This is a genomic window from Achromobacter sp. PD1, from assembly GCF_048541815.1.
GTDB lineage: Bacteria > Pseudomonadota > Gammaproteobacteria > Burkholderiales > Burkholderiaceae_B > Achromobacter > Achromobacter bronchisepticus_A.
The window spans coordinates 1,832,108-1,850,839 of sequence record NZ_CP183349.1 but is presented as its reverse complement, the minus strand read 5'-3'; the positions used below and the strand labels follow the sequence as shown (position 1 = coordinate 1,850,839).

The 18,732-nt window shown below is 67.8% G+C and carries 18 protein-coding genes and 1 riboswitch; of the genes, 12 read left to right on the top strand and 6 right to left on the bottom strand.

Annotated elements, in window-relative coordinates; all coding sequences use genetic code 11:
• Position 1 precedes the first annotated feature (1 nt).
• A riboswitch (TPP riboswitch) is annotated at positions 2-108 on the bottom strand.
• 174 nt (positions 109-282) lie between these two features.
• Positions 283-1,563, top strand: coding sequence for an LLM class flavin-dependent oxidoreductase (locus ACM1PE_RS08680; RefSeq protein ID WP_059374215.1), 1,281 nt, complete (start codon positions 283-285; stop codon positions 1,561-1,563).
• Positions 1,564-1,610: 47 nt separating this feature from the next.
• Here the strand turns inward: ACM1PE_RS08680 and ACM1PE_RS08675 are convergent, their stop codons facing one another.
• Genes ACM1PE_RS08675 through ACM1PE_RS08660 form a run of 4 tightly spaced genes read right to left on the bottom strand, consistent with a single transcriptional unit; the run spans position 1,611 to position 5,434 of the window.
• A complete protein-coding gene (locus tag ACM1PE_RS08675) occupies positions 1,611-1,832 on the bottom strand; it encodes a hypothetical protein (protein ID WP_419342993.1) in 222 nt (73 codons plus the stop codon).
• Positions 1,832-3,733, bottom strand: a complete 1,902-nt coding sequence (locus ACM1PE_RS08670) for an esterase/lipase family protein (RefSeq protein ID WP_419342992.1) — start codon at positions 3,731-3,733, stop codon at positions 1,832-1,834. The genes ACM1PE_RS08675 and ACM1PE_RS08670 overlap by 1 nt, the downstream gene beginning before the upstream one ends.
• Positions 3,730-4,764, bottom strand: a complete 1,035-nt coding sequence (locus tag ACM1PE_RS08665; protein ID WP_419342991.1) for a DUF4105 domain-containing protein — start codon at positions 4,762-4,764, stop codon at positions 3,730-3,732. The genes ACM1PE_RS08670 and ACM1PE_RS08665 overlap by 4 nt, the downstream gene beginning before the upstream one ends.
• On the bottom strand, positions 4,751-5,434 hold the full coding sequence (locus tag ACM1PE_RS08660; protein ID WP_059374211.1) for a MarC family NAAT transporter: 684 nt from the start codon (positions 5,432-5,434) through the stop codon (positions 4,751-4,753). The genes ACM1PE_RS08665 and ACM1PE_RS08660 overlap by 14 nt, the downstream gene beginning before the upstream one ends.
• A 150-nt stretch (positions 5,435-5,584) precedes the next feature.
• Between ACM1PE_RS08660 and ACM1PE_RS08655 the strand changes: the two genes are divergently transcribed.
• Positions 5,585-6,223 (top strand): TetR/AcrR family transcriptional regulator, encoded by a 639-nt coding sequence (locus tag ACM1PE_RS08655; RefSeq protein ID WP_059374210.1) that lies wholly within the window; start codon positions 5,585-5,587, stop codon positions 6,221-6,223.
• Here the strand turns inward: ACM1PE_RS08655 and ACM1PE_RS08650 are convergent.
• Positions 6,184-7,449, bottom strand: coding sequence for an MFS transporter (locus tag ACM1PE_RS08650; protein ID WP_059374473.1), 1,266 nt, complete (start codon positions 7,447-7,449; stop codon positions 6,184-6,186). The genes ACM1PE_RS08655 and ACM1PE_RS08650 overlap by 40 nt on opposite strands.
• A 104-nt stretch (positions 7,450-7,553) precedes the next feature.
• Between ACM1PE_RS08650 and ACM1PE_RS08645 the strand changes: the two genes are divergently transcribed.
• The 10 genes from ACM1PE_RS08645 to ACM1PE_RS08600 all read left to right on the top strand — a co-directional run bounded on the left by ACM1PE_RS08645 (position 7,554) and on the right by ACM1PE_RS08600 (position 17,714).
• Positions 7,554-8,507, top strand: coding sequence for a LysR family transcriptional regulator (locus tag ACM1PE_RS08645; protein ID WP_059374209.1), 954 nt, complete (start codon positions 7,554-7,556; stop codon positions 8,505-8,507).
• A 118-nt stretch (positions 8,508-8,625) separates the two neighbouring features.
• Positions 8,626-9,429: an N-formylglutamate deformylase gene (hutG, locus tag ACM1PE_RS08640; RefSeq protein ID WP_059374208.1), complete on the top strand. Its 804-nt coding sequence runs from the start codon at positions 8,626-8,628 to the stop codon at positions 9,427-9,429.
• 173 nt (positions 9,430-9,602) lie between these two features.
• Positions 9,603-10,784: an ABC transporter substrate-binding protein gene (locus ACM1PE_RS08635; protein WP_118933009.1), complete on the top strand. Its 1,182-nt coding sequence runs from the start codon at positions 9,603-9,605 to the stop codon at positions 10,782-10,784.
• A gap of 84 nt (positions 10,785-10,868) precedes the next feature.
• Positions 10,869-11,726, top strand: coding sequence for a branched-chain amino acid ABC transporter permease (locus tag ACM1PE_RS08630; protein WP_059374206.1), 858 nt, complete (start codon positions 10,869-10,871; stop codon positions 11,724-11,726).
• Positions 11,723-12,739, top strand: a complete 1,017-nt coding sequence (locus ACM1PE_RS08625; protein ID WP_419342989.1) for a branched-chain amino acid ABC transporter permease — start codon at positions 11,723-11,725, stop codon at positions 12,737-12,739. Before ACM1PE_RS08630 ends, ACM1PE_RS08625 begins: the two co-directional genes overlap by 4 nt.
• Positions 12,736-13,491: an ABC transporter ATP-binding protein gene (locus tag ACM1PE_RS08620; protein WP_419342988.1), complete on the top strand. Its 756-nt coding sequence runs from the start codon at positions 12,736-12,738 to the stop codon at positions 13,489-13,491. Before ACM1PE_RS08625 ends, ACM1PE_RS08620 begins: the two co-directional genes overlap by 4 nt.
• Positions 13,488-14,195 (top strand): ABC transporter ATP-binding protein, encoded by a 708-nt coding sequence (locus tag ACM1PE_RS08615; protein ID WP_059374203.1) that lies wholly within the window; start codon positions 13,488-13,490, stop codon positions 14,193-14,195. The genes ACM1PE_RS08620 and ACM1PE_RS08615 overlap by 4 nt, the downstream gene beginning before the upstream one ends.
• Positions 14,192-15,430, top strand: a complete 1,239-nt coding sequence (locus tag ACM1PE_RS08610; protein ID WP_419342987.1) for a thiolase family protein — start codon at positions 14,192-14,194, stop codon at positions 15,428-15,430. Before ACM1PE_RS08615 ends, ACM1PE_RS08610 begins: the two co-directional genes overlap by 4 nt.
• Positions 15,431-15,459: 29 nt before the next feature.
• Positions 15,460-16,989 carry an AMP-binding protein gene (locus tag ACM1PE_RS08605; RefSeq protein ID WP_419342986.1) on the top strand — a complete coding sequence of 510 codons (1,530 nt, stop codon included), beginning with the start codon at positions 15,460-15,462 and terminating at the stop codon, positions 16,987-16,989.
• The gene (locus ACM1PE_RS08600) at positions 16,986-17,714 is read left to right on the top strand and encodes a GntR family transcriptional regulator (RefSeq protein ID WP_419342984.1); all 729 of its coding nucleotides are present in this window, start codon (positions 16,986-16,988) and stop codon (positions 17,712-17,714) included. The genes ACM1PE_RS08605 and ACM1PE_RS08600 overlap by 4 nt, the downstream gene beginning before the upstream one ends.
• A 15-nt stretch (positions 17,715-17,729) precedes the next feature.
• Here the strand turns inward: ACM1PE_RS08600 and ACM1PE_RS08595 are convergent, their stop codons facing one another.
• Positions 17,730-18,698, bottom strand: a complete 969-nt coding sequence (locus tag ACM1PE_RS08595; protein WP_059374199.1) for a LysR substrate-binding domain-containing protein — start codon at positions 18,696-18,698, stop codon at positions 17,730-17,732.
• Positions 18,699-18,732: the final 34 nt, after the last annotated feature.

Below are 18,732 nucleotides of genomic sequence, written 5' to 3'. Positions count from 1 at the left end.
CGGACTGCGCGATGTCCTTCCCTTCGCCGGCATTACCCGGATCAGGTTCAAAGGGTTACCGCGATGTCGCGGAATCTCAGCCCTTGCAGGGCTCCCCCAGGAATTGCCGCAAGATTAGGAGAGCGGCACGCCAATGTCAACGCGCCGGGCGCGGACGCCCGCCAGCGGCTTTTGTGCTAAGTTCGCCCGCGTGCGGCGGCCGTTTTCCTGTCCGCCGCTGCAATCGTAGAGCCTGACCATGCCTATCGCGCCTTTTACCGCCCCTGTCCGGGCCGGATCGCCATGCTGCATCTGAACCTGTTCATTTTCGGCTGCGGCCATCACCGCGCCGCCTGGCGCCATCCGGACTCGGCCGCCGAGCGGCTGGGCGACATCGCCTATTACGAAGAACTGGCGCGCACCGCCGAACGCGGCAAGCTGGACGCCATCTTCTTTGCCGATGGGCAATCGGTCGACAACATCGGCGACGGCCCGCGCTGGCACCTGGAACCGCTGACCGCCATGGCCGCGATCGCGCGCGCCACCTCCCGCATCGGCCTGATCAGCACGGTCTCCAGCACCTTCTTCACGCCCTTTCACGCGGCCCGCATGGTGGCCTCGCTGGACCATATTTCGGGCGGTCGGATGGGCTGGAACGTGGTCACATCCATGTTCGACGCGGAAGCGCGCAATCATGGCTACGAGTCCATGCCGGGGCATGACTGGCGCTATGCGCGCGCCGAGGAATTCGTCGACGTCGCCTTGAAGCTGTTTGACTCGTGGGACGCGGATGCCCTGGCCATCGACCGCGCCGGCGACTACGGCGTGCCCGCGCGCGTGCACAAGATCGGCCATCACGGCGAGCATTTCCTGGTGGATGGCCCCCTGACGGTGCCGCGTCCGCCGCAAGGCCGCCCGGTGCTGTTCCAGGCCGGCGCCTCGGACCAGGGGCGCGATCTGGCCGCCCGGCGCGCCGAAGCGATCTACGCAGTCGCCTACGACCTGCCCGCTGCGCAAGCCTACTACCGCGACATCAAGCGGCGCGTGCTGGCCGCCGGACGCCAGGATTTCGTGCCGATCATGCCGGGCCTGGTCACCTACGTGGGTTCAACCGAGGCCGAGGCCCGGGCCAAGCAGCGCGAGCTCGACGTGTTGCTGCCCAGCGACGCTTCGCTGCGCCAGCTGGGCATGTTCGTGCTGCAGGACTGCTCCGCCTGGGAGCTGGACGCGCCCGTGCCGGCTCTGCCGCCCCTGGCGGAATTCACCGGCCCCAAGGGCCGCTACGCGACCATCCTGCGCATCATCGAAACCGAAAAGCCCACCGTGCGCCAGTTGCTCGGACGGCTGGCGGCCGGCGGCGGCCACTGCACCATGGTGGGCACGCCCGAACAGATCGCCGACCGGATGGAGCATTGGTACCGCAACGAAGGCGCCGATGGCTTCAATCTGATGCCGCCTTCCCTGCCCGGGGGGATCGACGATTTCGTCGAGCACGTGATTCCGGTGCTGCAACGCCGGGGCTTGTTCCGCACCGAGTACCAACACAGCACGCTGCGCGGGCACCTGGGACTGGGATCCCGATAGGCCGGCTCGGCCGTCCCCGGCGGGCCATCTCGGCGCGCCGCTCAGGGTTATCCGGCTTGCGTGACAGGCGGCCGGCCGCGCTTGGCCTTCGCGGCATCGCGCGCCGCCGCCTCGACGATCAGGGCTTGGCGTTTGCGCAGGACGGCCTGATGCCTGGCCGCCGCGCGCGTCGCGATCCAGTCATAGAGCAGCACGCCCGGCTGGCGCAACAGCGCCGCGATCAAGATACCGGCGGCAGCGCCCAGCAGGCCGAACAATAACCCGTGCATCAGCGCGCCCCCTGTTCCAGCTGCAGCCGCAAAATGCGCCTGAGCTCCAGGATCGCCTGCGGCGTCTCCTGCACGCTATGCGAGAAGTCGATGATCTTCTCGGATTCGGCCCCGTCCAGATGCGCGCTGCGGTACGGGACCAGGCCGTCATCCGAATCCGCCAGCGGGATGCCGGGCGTGTTGTTCGCGATGATGCTGTGGTAACGCACCGCCGGCGAAATCGGCATGGACGCGGTCAGTCTCACAAATTGGTCCTTTTCGCTCAGGTTGTCCACGCCATTGGATATCCGGATCGAGGATTCGCGGGCCGGCCCATCGCCGTCGGCCAGCCTGTTGAGCTTGGCGAACTGCCTGACTACGGTCACGGGCAGCGTGATCAGGTTGGACAGCCAACGCGACAAAGTGTTCTCGGCAAAGGGCGTGCCCCGGTGCGGCGCCGCGATGAACACCGCGCGTGAAATACCGGGAAACGCCTCGAAGCTCAACACCGGATCGAATTCGGCGCGCGCCTGGGCCAGGCGGGCATCGTCCAGCTTGGCGTGGTCGCGCAGCGCATCCCACAGCACGGTGCCGGAGGAGGATACCAGCAACCGGCTCAATACGCCGCCCATGCTGTGCCCGATGATGACGGCGTCGCGCGAAGCCTGCGCCGCGCCCATGGGATCGAAATGCCCGATCGTCTGGCGCAGCGCGTCGCGGATGGCGCGGTTGTTCAGCGCCAGCGGCGCGTTGGTCGGGTAATAAACCTGCCAGATCTGGTAATTCTGGCGCAGGGTTTCGTCGCCCAGCACTTCGTTGGCGACGTTGATCCAGGCCTCGGGGCTGCTGGCCAGGCCGTGCAGCATGACGACGGTGCGCCGGTCCGGGTCGTAGGGCTGCAACAGATAGACGTGCGGCGCGTCGATGCCCTCTTCATTGCCCAGCACGTTGCGCAGCGCCTGGGTGGCGAAGCCCGAGCGCGCCAGCCACAAGCCGTAGCCGGAGGTGAAGTTGGCGGCCAGCGGCACCGTCGTGCCGGCCAGTTCCACCGTGTCCCGCTTGTAGGGGTCGTAGGCTGCCAGGGTCGCGTTTTGCGTGGCCATGACCTGTTCCAGCGTATCGCCGGGAAAGCCCATGATGACGGTCACGGCGGGAAACGGCGTTTCGCTGTACCGCGTCTTGAAGGTGTCGGCATCGTTCACGCGGCGCGCCGTGACCGCCACCAGTTCGGCGCCGAAGCCGTCGCGCCGGTACATGCTGCGCAGCCCGCGGAAGGTCAAGTTCGCCGCGGGCACCAGTTCGTGCGGAAACTGCTTGCCGCCGGGCAGTTTGACGTCGGACATCTCGCCCACCACCTGCCAGGGCCCCGCCGCCATGCTGGCCCCGGGCTCCGGCGGACGGCCGCGATGCTGCTCGAACAGGCGCGTGACGGCCTGTTGCACCGCGTAGTTGTAATAGTCGCGCACCTGCGTCTGGCGGTCCTCGAAGGCGCGGTCGCTGGGCGAGCGCGGCGTGAAGAACAGATAGGCGTAGGCGGCCCGCGCCGTCTGCAGATAGGCGTCCAGCAGTTCGTCCTGGCCGGCCTGGCTGTCGGGGCGCTGTTTTTCCGTGGCCAGCGCCTCCATCAGCCAGACTTCGGACAGCGTGGAGAGGCGCCGTTCGCTGTCTAGTCCATCCATGGTGGCAAGCGCATGGGTGCAGGCGTCGCGGTCCTTGCGGCATTCCTGCGCGTTCAGGCCCAGCACGGCCATGGACTCGCGCGCGGACGCGCTCAGCTGGCCGGTGGTGAGCACGTCGCCGCGGCGCTGGGCGATGTAATCCTGGGTGCTGACAGACGATACCTTGACGCCTGCGCAGCCGGCGCACGCCAGCAGGGCCAGGATCGCGCAGCCCTTCGCGCCGGCCGTCCAGATTCCACTCATTGCGCGGCCCCGGCGGCGGGCGGTTGGCGGATGGCGCGCGAGAACGCAACCGGATCCGGACCGGGCAAGGCGGGCTTGCCGAGGTAGGCTTGTTCGCGCAACTGGGCCAGAGGCTTGCTGGTATCCAGTCCCCCTTGTTCGTAGAGGTATTCCGGCAGGTAGCCCGACAGGAGGATGCGGTAGTCCATTGGCAGGCCCGGCACTATGGCGCGCACCATGCTGTAGACCAGCGTCGTGCAGTTGGCCGTCACCGTGTGATAGAAGCGCGGCGCGTCGGCCAGCTCGTTGGCGGTACGCACATAGGACAGGAACAGTTCACGCATGGCGGCCACGGGCATGTCGACGGGATACAGGTACACGCGTTCGGCGCGCGGCCCGGCTCGCACGTAAAGGATGTCGCGCTCCTGCGCTGCGATCACGCTCAGTTCGAACTGCTTGAAGAAGCCGCCGACCTCGGAAAACTGTTCGCCGCGCTCCTTGCGGATCTCGACCGAGAACACGACGTGGCGGCCGTCGGTGAAGCCGAAGGAGACCAGCGTATGGGCGATGGCCGGGCTGCCCCAGTACGACAGGACCATGTCTACGGAAACCAGCTCGTTCAGGTTGTATTGCTGGCTTTCCCAGCGCGCCGTGTAGCGCGTGTCGGTATCGGCCTGCCAATCGAAATTGCGCACGCTGTCCAAGGTGACGATGGATCCGGAGACGCTGCCGCGCAGCGTGCGCGCCACGTCGTCGGCCCAGATGCGGTCGTTGGACGGGACCAGCGTCTGCCACCAGACGCATAGCGCGGCCATGCCGACCAGCCAGGTCCAGGCGGCGCGCCGCGCGCGCCCGCGCCACAGCGCGATGGCCGCGTACAGGCACAGCCCGGCCCAGGCCAGCGCCGCCGCGCCTTGCACTACCGCGCCGCCCGGCAAGCGGTAGGCCAGGGCCAGGCCGCCCCACAGCGCGGACAGAATGAGAACAAGGCTGAAGATGACGCGCCCGGCAATCGCCAGGCAGCCGCGCCGGGCCCGATTAGATGCCGCCATGCTGTTGCACGATTTCCAGAACGCCGTTGATCACGAACTGCACCGCCATGCACACGAGCAGGAAGCCCATGATGCGGGAGATGGCCTCCACCCCGCCCTGGCCGATCACGGCCACGATGCGGCCCGCCGACCGCAGGCAAATCCAGAACAGCAGGCCAAGCAGGGAGAACACCAGGATGGGCGTCACCGCCATCACCCAGGGCGCATAGGTCTGCGTCACCGAGGCATCGAGGGTTGCCGCGCCGCTGATGATCATGGCGATGGAGCCCGGACCCGCCGTGCCCGGCATCGCCAGCGGCACGAAGGCGATGTTGGGCGTCTGCCGGTTGGCCTGGGCGTCAGCCACGTCGGCCTCGGAGGCGGTCGACGGCGCGGACGGGAACACCATGCTGAAGCCGATGCTGGCTACGATCAGCCCGCCCGCGATGCGCAGCCCCGGAATCGAAATGCCGAAGGTATGCATGATCCAGGCGCCGGCGTAGTAGGTGACCAGCATGATGCCAACCACGTAAAAGGCGGCCTGTGTGACCTGGCGTTCTCGCTCTTTATAGGGAATCTGCTGGCCCAGGGACAGCAGCAATGTCATGGAGGTCAGGGGGTTGGCCAGGGGCAGCATCAAGGCCAGCCCCAGGCTGACCAGTTTTCCCAATTGAACCAGGTCGTCGATCATGGTGATGAGCGCTGCAGGCGGCGCCGTTGCGGCGGGTCACAGCTGCTTGAATGAAGTCAAGTGCGTAATGTACTATACATTACACATTTTTAGCCAGGCACCCGCGTGGCGCTAGAGAGTCCGCGACCCACACGCGGCCATGGGAATGAAGTGAACACGATTCCAGACGATACGGCGCCGCGCGCGCTGACCAGCCGGGGCGAGGCGCGCCGCGAGCGCCTGCTCGAAGCCGCCACACAGTCACTGCTGGAGCACGGCTACGCGCAAACCTCCATCCAGAGCATCGTGCGGCAGGCCGGCGGATCGGCGGCCACCGCCTACCAGTTGTTCGGCAACAAGGAGGGGTTGCTGGTCGCGGTGCTGGAGCATGAATTGAACGACATGCGCGCGACGGTATTCCCGGACACCATGCTGGACCAGCCCGTCGGCCCCGCCCTGCACGAGCTGTCGCGACGCCTCTTGAACTACTCCCTGCTACCCAAATCGGCCGCGCTCTACCGCCTGATCGTCTCGGAATCGCATCGCCTGCCGCACCTGGCCGAATCCCTGCGGCTGGCGGTGGAAGTACAACTGCATGCGCCCCTGGAACAGTGCCTGAAACGGGCATGCGATCGCGGAGAACTGCGCATCGACGATCCGCGCCAGGCGGCGCGTACCCTGGGCAACCTGATCGACGGCATCGCGTCGCACGCGCGGCTGACCGGCGGCCGCGCCGAAGGCCCGAACGAAGAGCATCTGGCTACCTGCCGCTACGGCGTGGACACCCTGTTGCGCGCCTTTCGCGCGTAGCCGCCGCGCCACTCGCCCCACCCTGCCCGCGCCAGCATCCACGCCGGCCACAGCATGCAGGCCGCGGCCAGCCACAAATTGGTCCGCAGCCCCAGCGCGTCCACGCTGGGCACGCCCAGCAGCGAACCTGCCGCGATGCCCAGGTTGAACACCGCGACGAACAGCGAGGTGGCGGCTTCCACGGCATCCGGCGCGGCCTTCATCATCCAGGTTTGCAGCGACACCGACACCGCGCCATAGGCCAAGCCCCACAGCAAGAGCAAGGCCGCGGCGGCTGGACGCAGTTGCCCCAGTATGCCCAGCAGCAGCAAGACCACCAGCAGGCTGAGCGCGATCAGCAGCAGCGTCGCGGCCGGCCGCCTGGCGGCCGCGGTCCCGCCCAGGAAGTTGCCCGCCACGCCTGCCGCGCCGTAGGCGAAAAGCAGCGGTCCGATCCAGTTCTGGCCGAACGCCGCGTGGATCTGCAGCAGCGGACGAACGAAGGTGTAGGCCATGAAATGGCCCGCGACCAGGAACAGCGTGATCAGGAGACCCCGCCGCAAGCTCGGATTGGCCAATTGCGACACCAGTTGGCGCGGACGCAGCGTGCGCGCCGCGGGCAACGGCGGCAGGCTGAGCAGATTCAGCAGCAGCACGGCCGCGCACAGCGCCGCCATGGCGCCGAAGGCCGCGCGCCAGCCGGCCAGCTCGCCGATGAAGGCGCCCAGGGGCACGCCCAGCACGGACGCCACCGCGACGCCGCCGAAAATGACGGACGTGGCCAATCCCACCGAGCCCGGCCCGACCAGCCGGCCCGCCAGTCCGCCAGCGATCGCCCAGACGCCGCCGATGCAAAAGCCCACCAGCACCCGCGCCGCCAGGAACCAAGGCATGCTGGGCGCCCAGGCGCTGGCCGCGTTGGCGCAGACCAGCAACGCCAGCAGACCGCCAAGGATCACGCGGCGGTCCGCCCCCTTTGCGCCGATGACGACCAGCGGCGCGAACAGCGCCGCCAGGATGGCGGGCACGAACAGCATGAAGCCGCCCATGCCCACCGAAACGTCCAGCGCCGCGGTGATGGGCACGAACAGCCCGACCGGCAGCATTTCGGTCGTGACCACGCAAAAGGTCGCCAGGCCCACGGCGATCACGCCCAGCCACGCGCGCCAGCCGGCGCGCTCGGGCATGGGTTCGGTACACGAAGCGCCAGCGAAGGCGTGGTCTTCAGGGGAAATGCCGCGGGTCATGATCAGGGGTTCCAATAAAGCCCTTGCCGGGCCGACCCCTAGGCAGTCTACTGTTTCCATTTCGCTGATAAAGTAGGAATATCAATAAACACAAGGGACGAATCGTGCGCAATTCATCCTACCCGGCCGCCCGGTTGGATCACATCGGCGACCTGCTCGCATTCGTGCGCGTGGCTGACACGCAGAGCTTTACCGCCGCGGCCGAAAAGCTGGGCCTGTCGCGTTCGGCCGTCGGCAAGTGCATCGCGCGCCTGGAACTGGGCCTGGGCGCCCGGCTGCTCCATCGCAGCACGCGCAGCGTCAGCCTCAGCGATGAGGGCCGCGTCTTCTACGAACACGCGCAGCGCATCCTGTCCGAGGTCGACAACGCCACCGACGCCATGGCCAGCCGCAAGCAGGCGCCGCGCGGCCGGCTGCGCATCGACCTGCCGGTATCGCTGGGGCGGCTGCACATCATGCCGCTGCTGCGCGAGTACCTGCGCGATTGGCCCGAAGTCGAGGCGGACGTCAGCTTTTCGGATGACTACATCGACCTGGTGCGCGACGGCGTGGACGTCGCCATCCGCATCGGCGGCGAAACCGACAGCCGGCTGGTGCGCCGCGTGCTGGCGCCGCACCGCCTGATCACCTGCGCCGCCCCCGGCTACCTGGACCGCCATGGCGTGCCGGCCAGCCCGGACGACCTGGCCGGCCACCACACCCTGGCCTACACCCATGCCGGCGCGCTGGTCCCCTGGCGCTTTGCCGTCAACGGCCAGGAACGCAGCGTGCATATCGCTGGACGCCTGCGGCTGGGCAACACCGAAGCGCTGCGCGACGCCGCGCTGGCGGGCGAGGGCATCGTCCAATTGGGCGCCTTCCTGGTGGGCGAGGACTTGCGCGCCGGCCGGCTCGCGCCGGTGCTGGAATCCGTAGCTCCACCTGGCGCGCCGGTGTGCGCGGTCTATCCGCACCGCCGCCATCTGGCGCCCAAGGTGCGCGTCCTGATCGACGCCATCGCCGACAGATGGCGCGGCGGCGCGCCCTGGGCCGGCGACGCCGCGCCGCCGCGGCCTTAGGCATGCGCCCGATCCACTATGATTACCGGCATTGCCCCGCCGGGCGCAATACCGGATACCCAGGGACGCTGCCAGGCATGCCCTTGCCTGCGCCCCGCCATTTCCCCCGGAGTTTTACTTGAGCGATATCTACCAATTCAGCCGCGGCACGGCGCCGCTGCTGATCTCCATTCCCCACCTGGGCAGCATGATCCCCGACGCGCAGCGCGCGCAGATGACGCCGCTGGGGCTGCAGTCGGGCGACACCGACTGGCACCTGGACACGCTGTACAAGTTCGCCGAGACGCTGGGCGCGTCCGTCATTGGCGCGCGCTATTCGCGCTACGTGGTGGACCTGAACCGTCCGCCCAACGATGAAAGCCTGTATCCCGGCCAGACCAAGACCGGTCTGTGCCCGACCCAGACTTTCCGCGGCGACGCCCTCTACCGCAACGCGGCCGTCCTGACCGACGCGGAACGCGAACACCGGCTACAGACCTACTGGAAGCCCTACCACGCCAAGCTGTGCGAGGAAATCGACCGCATCAAGGCCGAGCACGGCACCGTGCTGCTGTGGGAAGCGCACTCGATCGCCAGCGTGCTGCCACGCCTGTTCGAAGGCAAGCTGCCCGACCTGAACATCGGCACCGCCGACGGCGCGGCCTGCGCGCCCGACATCCTGGCGCCAGTCGAAGAGCGGCTGCGCGAAAACACCGCCTACACCTGGGCGGTGAACGGCCGCTTCAAGGGCGGCTACATCACACGCCACTACGGCAAGCCCGCCGACAACGTCCACGCCATCCAGCTGGAAATGTGCCAGTCCACCTACATGGACGAAACGCATCCCTACGGCTATCGGCCCGAGCTGGCGGACAAGGTCATTCCGCTGGTCGAAGGCATGGTGCAGTCGGCGCTGAAGCAGACCAAGGCGCGCCAGCGCTGACCGCAAGCCGGCCCCCACCCCAAACCGCCCCAGGCGCTAGCCGCCTCGGGGCGGTTTTTTTGTCTGGGCGCTCGGGTATTCCCCAATTTTTCACATCACAGTCCAAAACGTAGTATTTCAACTGAGCTACGTAAAACATTACGAGCCATAATGAAAAATACGTGGAGACAAAAATGAAGACATGGAGTCACGCCGCCTGCGGCGCGCTGGCGCTGTGCGCCCTGTATGCGACAGGGGCGCGCGCCGCCGATCCCGACACGTTCAAGATCGGCGGCGTGGTCTCGCTGTCGGGGACCTACGGCATCTTTGGCGAAGACATGCGCAAGGGCGTCACCATCGCCATCGAGCAGCGCGGCGGCAAGGTGCTGGGCAAGCCCATCCAGGTCACCTGGGAAGACGATGAAACCAAGCCGCAGCCCGCGGTACAGAAAACCACCCGCCTGATCTCCGATGGATCGCAGATGATCTTCGGCGCGGTCAGCTCGGCCAGCACGCTGGCCATCATGAACATCGCCAAGCAGCGCAAGATTCCCCATCTGGTCACCATGTCGGCCGACGACAAGATCACGGTGCCGGGCGGCTCGCGCTACACCTTCCGCACCTCCAACACGCTGGGCATGGAGCAGCGCATGGCGCTGGCCTACTCCAAGGAGCAGAAGCTCAAGCGCATCTACGGCGTGACGGCCGACTACCAGGCCACGCGCGACAGCTGGGACTGGTACCGGCGCGAAGCCGAGAAGGCCGGCATCGAGATCGTGGGCGCCGACTTCCCGCCGCTGGGCAACCGCGACTATTCCTCAATCGCCGACAAGATCGCGCGCTCCAACGCCGACGGCGTGGCGCTGTTCATGACGGGCTCGGACGCCGTCACCATGGTCAAGCAGGCCGGCCAGATCGAACTCGGCAAGACGCGCAAGATCTTTGGTCCGGTGATCGCCGACGAGACCATGGCAGCCGGCGTCGGCCCCACCGCGGTCGGCGTGCAATCGGGCGTGAGATATCACTTCACCGTCGAGAACGACGCCAACAAGGCCTTCGTCGAGGCTTTCCGCAAGAAATACAACGAGTTCCCCTCGGCCGCCGCAGGCGAAGCCTACGACGGCATGAGCTGGTGGCTGGACGTGGTCGACAAGACCGGCACCTGGGACAAGGAAAAGTGGGTCGAGGCGTTTGCCGCCAGCGAACGCGCCAACTCCGTGGAAGGCAAGAAGACCATGCGCGCCTGCGACCACCAGGCCATGCAGAACGGCCTGTGGGGCGTGGTGGCCACGGGCAAGCCGCCGCAGCCGGCCTACGTCATGGACATCGTCAAGGTGTTCCCGCCGGATCAGGTTTTCGAACCCTGCGCGGGCTGAAGCCACCGCGTCACGCACCCGCCGGCCCCTGCGGACCGGCTCTCCCCCCGGCGCGCCCTGCGCGCCGCCTGACGGATTTCTGCCATGTCCACCGTGATCATCGGCCTGAGCCTGGGAATGCTGCTATTCCTGCTGGCGTCCGGCCTTACGCTTATCTTCGGCATGCTGGGCGTCATCAACTTCGCCCATGGCGCGCTGTACATGCTGGGCGCCTACCTGGCCTTCGACATCCAGTTGCGCACCGGTTCCTTCATCGCCGGGCTGGTCGTGGCAACGGTGGGCGTCGGCCTCGTCGGCGTGGCGATGGAAAGGCTGGCCCTGCGGCCGCTGTACAACCGCCCGCACTTCTATCAGCTGATCCTGACCTTCGGCTTCATCCTCGTCATCAGCGAGGCCGTGAAGTTCGTCTGGGGCCTGGGCTACCAGGAAACGCCGATGCCGGCGCTGCTGGCGGGCACGGTCGAGCTGGCCGGCAGCACCATCCCGGTCTACCGCCTGTTCGTCATCGCCTTCGGCCTGCTGGTGTCCGCCGCGCTGTTCTTCGTGCTGGAGAAAAGCACCTTCGGCATGCTGGTGCGCGCCGCCAGCAGCGACGGCGAAATGGTGCGCATCCTGGGCCTGCCGGCCGCCACCATCCGCAGCGCGGTGTTCGGCGTGGGCGCGGCGCTGGCCGGGCTGGCCGGCGCCATCTCCGCGCCGCTGTTTCCGATCGAGCTGGGCATGGCCACCAACACCATCATCGACTGCTTCATCGTGGTGATCCTGGGCGGGCTGGGCAACATCCGCGGCGTGGTCGCGGCGTCGCTGCTGATCGGCATGGTGCGCGCCGTGGGCTACACCTTCATGCCCAGCTGGGTCGACATCCTGACGTTCGCCATGCTGATCGCCACCCTGCTCACCCGTCCGCAAGGACTGTTCTCCCGCCAAGCGAGGCTGGCATGACGACTTCCCGCCAAGATGCCGCCATCGCGGCAGGCATGGCCGCCGCGGTGATCGCGGTGCCCTTCTGCACGCAAAACGACTTTCTGTTGAACCTGACCATCCTGATCATGGTGTGGTCCATCTTCGCCGTGGGTTTCGACCTGGTGTTCGGTCTGCTGGGCATGGTGTCCTTCGGCCACGCCGCCTTCCTGGGCACGGGTGGCTACGCGCTGGCGCTGGCGACCCAGCGCTACGGCCTGCCGTTCGAGGCGGGGCTGGCGCTCGCCATCGTGGCGGGCGCGGCCTGCGCCTGGATCTTCAGCGTGTTCGCGCTGCGGGTCTCGGGGATCTTCTTTGCGCTGGTCACGCTGGCGCTGTCGCAGCTCATGTACATCCTGGCCGACAGCAAGCTGCGCGAATGGACCGGCGGCGCGGACGGCCTGCCCGGCATCGGCCGGCCGGAACTCGCCGGCATCGATTTCTTCGATACCGTGAACTTCTATTGGTATGTCGCCGCCGTGTTCGCCCTGGTGATGGCGCTGATGGCGATGCTGCGCGCTTCGCCCTTCGGCCGCGCGGTCGCGGGCGTGCGCCAGAACGAGATCCGCGCCGCCCAGCTGGGCTACAACGTGCAGCGCCTGAAGCAGATCACCTTCCTCGTGTCGGGCGCCGTCGGCGGCCTGGCGGGCGGACTGCTGGCCGCGGTGCTGATGTACATGAATCCGCAGATGCTGCATTGGACCACCTCCGGCGACGTCATCATCATGACCCTGCTGGGCGGCGCCGGCACGCTGTGGGGGCCGGTGGCCGGCGTGCTGCTGTTCGAAGCCCTGAAGGAATGGCTCAGCGGCTGGACGCCCTATTGGTACGGCATCCTGGGCCTGGTCTTCATTCTGGCCACGCTGTACTTCCCGCAAGGGGTGCTGGGCGCGCTGCAGGCACGCTGGAGCCGCAAGCGCCCCCCGGCGCCCGCCCCCGCCAGTCCATCCGCGCCGGCCGTGCCGCTGGCCCCGCGCGAAGGGAGCCCGTCATGAGCGACATCGCCCTGCAATGCGAACAGGTCAGCGTCACCTTCGGCGCGCTGCGCGCCATCGAGGACTTCAGCTACGCCTTCGAAACCGGCCGCGTCTACGGCTTGATCGGCCCCAACGGCGCGGGCAAGACCACCCTGCTCAACGTGCTGTCCGGCAACCTGCCCGGGCATGGCGGGCGCATCCTGTGCCACGGCGCGGACATCTCGCGCCTGCGGGCCCATGAGCGCGCCAGGCACGGCATCGGCCGCAGCTTCCAGATCACCAAGATCTTTCCTGAAATGACGGTGCTGGAGAACCTGCGCATCGCCGCGCAGATCAGCCACTCCCATCTGCTGCCGTTCTGGCTGGCGCCACGCTACGACCGCCGCCTGGCGTCCACCATCGACGCCATGCTGGAGCTGACCGACCTGACGGCCTGGCGCGACACCATGGCGGGCACCTTGTCGTATGGCTTGCAACGGGCGCTGGAACTGGGCCTGACCCTGCTGCCCGATCCGCGCATCCTGCTGCTGGACGAACCGCTGGCCGGCGTCGGCCACCACGAAATCGCCGCCGCCAACCGCCTGATCCGCCATGCGGCCGCCGGCCGCACGGTACTGCTGATCGAACACAACATGGACGTGATCATGACGCTGTCGGAACACATCGTGGTGCTGTCCAACGGCCGCAAGGTCGCCGAGGGGCCGCCCGCCGCCATCCGCGACGACGCCACCGTGCGCGCCGTCTACCTGGGCGAAGAGGTGGCGGCATGATCGAACTGCAACATGCCAGCGTGCATTACGGCCAGGCGTTGGCGCTCAAGAACATAGGCTTGCGCGCGGCCCAGGACGAAATCGTCGCCATCGTGGGGCGCAACGGCGCCGGCAAGTCCACCGTGCTCAAAACGCTGATCGGGCTGCTGCCCCTTTCGGCCGGCAACCGGCTGATCGGCGGCCAGGACGCCACGCGCCGCGCCGTCGAACAGATCAGCCGCGACGGCATCGCGCTGGTGCCTGACACCCGCCGCATCTTCCCCAACCTGACCGTGCGCGAAAACCTGCGCATGGGCGCGCTGGCGCACCAGCCCGGCTACTGGACGCAGGACCGCGTGCTGCGGGTCTTTCCCCGGCTGGGTGAACGCATAGGCTTCCATGGCGACCAGTTGTCCGGCGGCGAACAGCAGATGTTGTCGATCGCGCGCGCGCTGCTGGGCAATCCGCGCGTCCTGCTGCTGGACGAACCGACCGAGGGGTTGGCGCCGCGCATTGTCAACGAACTGATCGAAGTGTTCGCCGAAGTCCACCGCCAAGGCACCGGCATTGTGCTGGTCGAGCAGAACCTGAAGGTCCCCGCCCGCCTGGCGCACCGCCAGTACGTGCTGGACCACGGCGAAATCGCCTGGAGCGGATCGGCCGCCGAAGTCGAGACCAACCGCCACATCATTGAATCCATCCTCACCACGGGCATCCAAGCATGAGCAACGACACCACATACATCGCGGGCGTGGGCATCACCCGCTTCGACAAGCAGCCTGCCAAAAGCGTCAAGGACCTGGCGCGCGACGCCGTGACGCAGGCGTTGGCCGACGCGGGCTGCGACGCCGCCGACCTGCAGGCAGCGTACTTCGCCACCGCTGGCCAGGGTTCCATCGAAGGCCAATACATGGTGGCGGGCCAGGTCGCGCTGAAGGCCATGGGCATTGCCGGCATCCCCGTCACCAACGTGGAGAACGCCTGCGCCAGCTCCAGCACGGCGTTGAACGCGGCGCACCTGTACGTGGCCTCGGGCGCGGGCGACATCTGCCTGGCCGTGGGCGTAGACAAGCTGTTTTCCGAGGACAAGGCGAAGAGCTTCGCCGTGTTCGACGGCGCCTGGGACGTGCACGACGCACAAGCGCAGATGGCGCGCCTGATGGCGCTGGCGCCCGACGTGACGCCTCCGCCCGGCTTCGAAGAGCCTGGCAAGCGCAGCGTATTCATGGACATCTACGCCAGCCTGGCGCGGCTGCACATGAAGACTTTCGGCACCACCCAGCGCCAGCTCGCCGCCGTGGCCGCCAAGAACCACATGCATTCCACCCGCAATCCGCTGGCCCAGTTCCAGTACCCCATGACGATAGACGAGGCCCTGGCCGCCCGGCCCGTGTCCTGGCCGCTGACCCTGCCCATGTGCGCGCCCATCAGCGACGGCGCGGCCGCCGCCATCGTCTGCAACGCCCAGGGCCTGAAGCGCCTGCAACGCGCCCGCGCCGTGCGCCTGTACGCCAGCGTGCTGCGCACCGCCACGGACCGCCCGGCCGTCCGCTACGACCAACATCTGTGCCACCTGGCCGCGCTCGAAGCCTATGAACGCGCGGGGGTCGGCCCGCAGGACATGTCGCTGGCGGAAGTGCACGACGCCACGGCATTTGCCGAGATCCAGCAGACCGAGGCGCTGGGCTTCTGCGCCTTCGGCGAAGGCGGACCGATGGCCGAATCCGGCGCCACCAGCCTGGGCGGCCGCATCCCCATCAACGTATCCGGCGGCCTGCTGTCGCGCGGCCACCCCATCGGCGCGACCGGGCTGGCGCAGGTCCATGAAATGGTGATCCAGCTGCGCGGCGAAGCCGGCGCCCGCCAGGTCGAAGGCGCGCGCTTCGCCATCGCCGAGAACGGCGGCGGCTTCAACGGCGTGGAAGAGGCAGTGACCTGCATCACCCTGCTTGGCCGCTGATCCACGCCCCCATCAACCCAGAAACCGCCATGCATCTCAGCTCTCTCTTTCACCGCAGCGCCACCACCTATGCCGACCAGCCGGCGCTGGCCGCTGGCACCCGCGATCCCCTCAGCTACGCCCAGCTCCAGGCCCGGGTGCAGGCACTGGCCGGCTGGCTGCGCGGCCCGCTGGGCCTGGCGCCCGGCCAGCGCGTCATGCTGGCGCTGCGCAACCACCCCAGCTATATCGAATCGATGCTCGCCATCTGGCACGCCGGCCTGTGCGCCGTGCCGGTCAACGCCAAGCTGCATCCCAACGAACTCGAGTACATCCTGCGCGACTGCGATGCGCGCCTGTGCCTGTCGCAAGGCGAATTGCTGCAGGCGCTGGCGCCCGTCGCTCGCAGCCTGCCCGCGACGCGCGTGGTGGACGTGGAATCGGCCGACTACGCGGCCGGCGCCCTGGGTCCCCGGCTGCCCCTGGAAACGCGTCCGCCGCAGGACCTGGCCTGGCTGTTCTATACCAGCGGCACCACCGGCAAGCCCAAGGGCGTCATGCTCAGCCACGCCAACCTGTTCGGTATGTGCCTGAACTTCTATGCCGACGTGCAGTCGGTACAGCCTGGCGACGCCATGGTCCACGTGGCGCCGCTGTCGCATGGCGGCGGCCTCTACAGCATTCCGTACTGGCTGCACGGCGCCTTGCAGATCGTGCCGGACAGCGGCGGCCTGGACGAAGACGAACTATCAGGGCTGCTGACGCACTACCGCAATGTCAGCCTGTTCGCCTCGCCCACCATCGTGCAGCGCATGGTGCGCCACGCCCGCCTGGCGGGCGGCGCGCCCCCCGGTCTGCGCACGCTGATCGTGGGCGGCGCGCCCTTCTACATCGAGGACATCAAGGACGCGGTGGCCTGCTACGGCGCGCGCGTGGCGCAGATCTACGGACAGGGTGAAAGCCCCATGTCGATCTCGGCCCTGTCCGCGGCCCAGATTGCCGACGCGGTAGCTCGCAACGATGACGCGCTGCTGGGCTCGGTGGGATACATCCAGTCGGCCATGGACGTCGAAATCCGCGAGGCATCCGGCCGGCCCGCAGCCCCTGGCGAATTGGGCGAAGTCGTCGTCAGCGGACCAACGGTCATGCAGGGCTACTGGAACAATCCGCGCGCCACCACCGACACGCTGGCCGGCGGCTGGCTGCACACGGGCGATATCGGCATCCTGGACGAGCGCGGCCTGCTGCACCTGAAAGACCGTTCCAAGGACGTCATCATCAGCGGCGGCACCAACATCTATCCGCGCGAGGTCGAAGAGGCGCTGATGCGCCACGATGCCGTGCAGGAAGTCTCGGTGGTCGGCAGCCCCGACCCCGAATGGGGCGAGTCGGTGCTGGCCTTCGTGGTGTTGAAGCCCGGCGCCCAGGCCTCGGACAGGGACCTGGACCGGCTGTGCCTGGAATCCATCGCGCGCTTCAAGCGCCCCAAGCGCTATGTCTTTCTGGATGAATTGCCGAAAAACAGCACCGGCAAAGTGTTAAAACGCGAACTTCAACAACGCGCGCTTCCGACTCCATGACCCAAGCTTTCCCCCTCTTTGGCCGCACCGCTGTCAGCCAGACCGAAAAGGCCTATTGCGCCCTGGAGGAAATGATCGTCACCGGCGAACTGCCGCCCGGCAGCCAGTGGTCGGAAACCACCCTGAGCGAACGCGTCGGGATCGGCCGCTCGCCGGTGCGCGACGCCCTGCAGAAGCTGGCGTTCCAGCGCCTGGTGGAAATCGCCCCGCGCCAAGGCATCTTCATCTCCGAGATCGACTACCAAGGCCAGTTGAAGATCATCCAGGCGCGCCGCGAGATCGAACGGCTGATCGTGGCGCAGGCGGCGCAGTGGGCCGACGACCGCGAGCGCGCCGAACTGGCGCGCCTGGCCCGGGAGCTCGAAGACCTGAAGGCGGTCAACGACATGCGCATGTACATGCGCCTGCATTTCAGCCTGACCAGCCAGATCGGCGTCGCCTCGCGCAACAGCTACGCGGCCGAGTTCCACGCCATGCTGCAGACGCTGGCGCGGCGCTTCCTGTACTTCCACCAGAAGCGCCACCCGGACCTGGTGCAGATCTGCGAGCTGCACATCCAGCAGATCAACGCCATCGTGGAGGGGTCGGTGGAACGCGCCATTGCCACGGCGGAGGCGCGCAACGACTATGCCGAAAACCTCGCGCGCAACATCCTGATGGAGCTGATCGTCACCTCGGCGGTCACCATCAGCTCTCCGCCGCGCGGCCGGGGCGGCGCGGACTGACGCCCGGACGCGGGCTCAACGCCCCGCGTCCGCCAGGTTCTGCCAGGCGCCGGTGCTGCGCCCTTCTTCCGCCAGGAACTCCACCAGCGTCGGCAAGGCGGCGTCCATCGGCCGGTTGGCCTGGATCCGCATCACGTAGCCCCAGGAGCCTGCCATGCGCAGCTGCGGCACCAGGGGTACCAGCCGGCCGCTGGCCAGTTCCTCGTCGATCAGCGGCGCGCGGCCCAGCGCGATGCCGACGCCGGCAGCCGCGGCCGCGGCGACCGTGCTCAGGCCGCTCAGCACCATGGGCTCCTGCCAGTCCGATTCGGCCAGTCCCAGGCGCGGGCTCCAGGTGCGCCAGTCGGTCTCGGGGCTGTCCACGTGCTTTTCCTCCAGCCAGCGATGGCGCAGGAACACGGCGGGATCGCCGCGCTCGGCCGGATCGACCAGGGACGGACTGCAAACCGGCACCACCGTTTCGGTCATGAGCGGAATGTCGCCGGGTTCCGCGATATGCGGCCCCATGGCGCGCACGTGCAGGAACGCCAGGTCTATGTCCTGGCTTTTCCAGGCCGGGTCCTGGCTGGCGTGCAGGTACACCTGGATGTCGATGCCGGGGTGCAGCTCGATGAAACGTCCGATGCGCGGCGCCAGCCACATGGCGGCCAGCGACGGGTTGGCGGAAACGTTCAGGGTATTGCGCCGTTTGCCGCGGGCCGAGGCCCGCACGTTGCGGCAGGCGGTCTCCAACAGGGTCAAGGCCTGTTGCACCGACGCCAGCAGATCCGCGCCCGCCGCGGTGGTCTCGGCGCGGCGTACCGTGCCGCCGCGGCGCAGCAGCGCCACCCCCAGATCCGCCTCCAGCGCCCGCAGCTGATGGCTGACGGCGCTTTTGGTGACGTGGAGTTCGGCGGCGGCGCGGCTCAGGCTGCCCAGGCGGGCGACGGCCTCGAAGGCGCGCAAGGCCGCCAGGGGCGGCGTGTGGTTGGGGAGATCGGCCATGGGTCAAGTCTAGCTCAACCCTAGATTGAAAAAC

What these genes read in the sequence shown, in the direction of transcription:
- ACM1PE_RS08630 (WP_059374206.1), top strand. Translation starts at nt 10,869, where the DNA reads ATGTCCACCGTGATCATCGGCCTGAGCCTGGGAATGCTGCTATTCCTG.
- ACM1PE_RS08615 (WP_059374203.1), top strand. Translation starts at nt 13,488, where the DNA reads ATGATCGAACTGCAACATGCCAGCGTGCATTACGGCCAGGCGTTGGCG.
- ACM1PE_RS08680 (WP_059374215.1), top strand. Translation starts at nt 283, where the DNA reads ATGCTGCATCTGAACCTGTTCATTTTCGGCTGCGGCCATCACCGCGCC.
- ACM1PE_RS08600 (WP_419342984.1), top strand. Translation starts at nt 16,986, where the DNA reads ATGACCCAAGCTTTCCCCCTCTTTGGCCGCACCGCTGTCAGCCAGACC.
- ACM1PE_RS08675 (WP_419342993.1), bottom strand. Translation starts at nt 1,832, where the DNA reads ATGCACGGGTTATTGTTCGGCCTGCTGGGCGCTGCCGCCGGTATCTTG.
- ACM1PE_RS08610 (WP_419342987.1), top strand. Translation starts at nt 14,192, where the DNA reads ATGAGCAACGACACCACATACATCGCGGGCGTGGGCATCACCCGCTTC.
- ACM1PE_RS08620 (WP_419342988.1), top strand. Translation starts at nt 12,736, where the DNA reads ATGAGCGACATCGCCCTGCAATGCGAACAGGTCAGCGTCACCTTCGGC.
- ACM1PE_RS08660 (WP_059374211.1), bottom strand. Translation starts at nt 5,434, where the DNA reads ATGATCGACGACCTGGTTCAATTGGGAAAACTGGTCAGCCTGGGGCTG.
- ACM1PE_RS08635 (WP_118933009.1), top strand. Translation starts at nt 9,603, where the DNA reads ATGAAGACATGGAGTCACGCCGCCTGCGGCGCGCTGGCGCTGTGCGCC.
- ACM1PE_RS08670 (WP_419342992.1), bottom strand. Translation starts at nt 3,733, where the DNA reads ATGAGTGGAATCTGGACGGCCGGCGCGAAGGGCTGCGCGATCCTGGCC.
- ACM1PE_RS08595 (WP_059374199.1), bottom strand. Translation starts at nt 18,698, where the DNA reads ATGGCCGATCTCCCCAACCACACGCCGCCCCTGGCGGCCTTGCGCGCC.
- ACM1PE_RS08625 (WP_419342989.1), top strand. Translation starts at nt 11,723, where the DNA reads ATGACGACTTCCCGCCAAGATGCCGCCATCGCGGCAGGCATGGCCGCC.
- ACM1PE_RS08665 (WP_419342991.1), bottom strand. Translation starts at nt 4,764, where the DNA reads ATGGCGGCATCTAATCGGGCCCGGCGCGGCTGCCTGGCGATTGCCGGG.
- ACM1PE_RS08605 (WP_419342986.1), top strand. Translation starts at nt 15,460, where the DNA reads ATGCATCTCAGCTCTCTCTTTCACCGCAGCGCCACCACCTATGCCGAC.
- ACM1PE_RS08650 (WP_059374473.1), bottom strand. Translation starts at nt 7,449, where the DNA reads ATGACCCGCGGCATTTCCCCTGAAGACCACGCCTTCGCTGGCGCTTCG.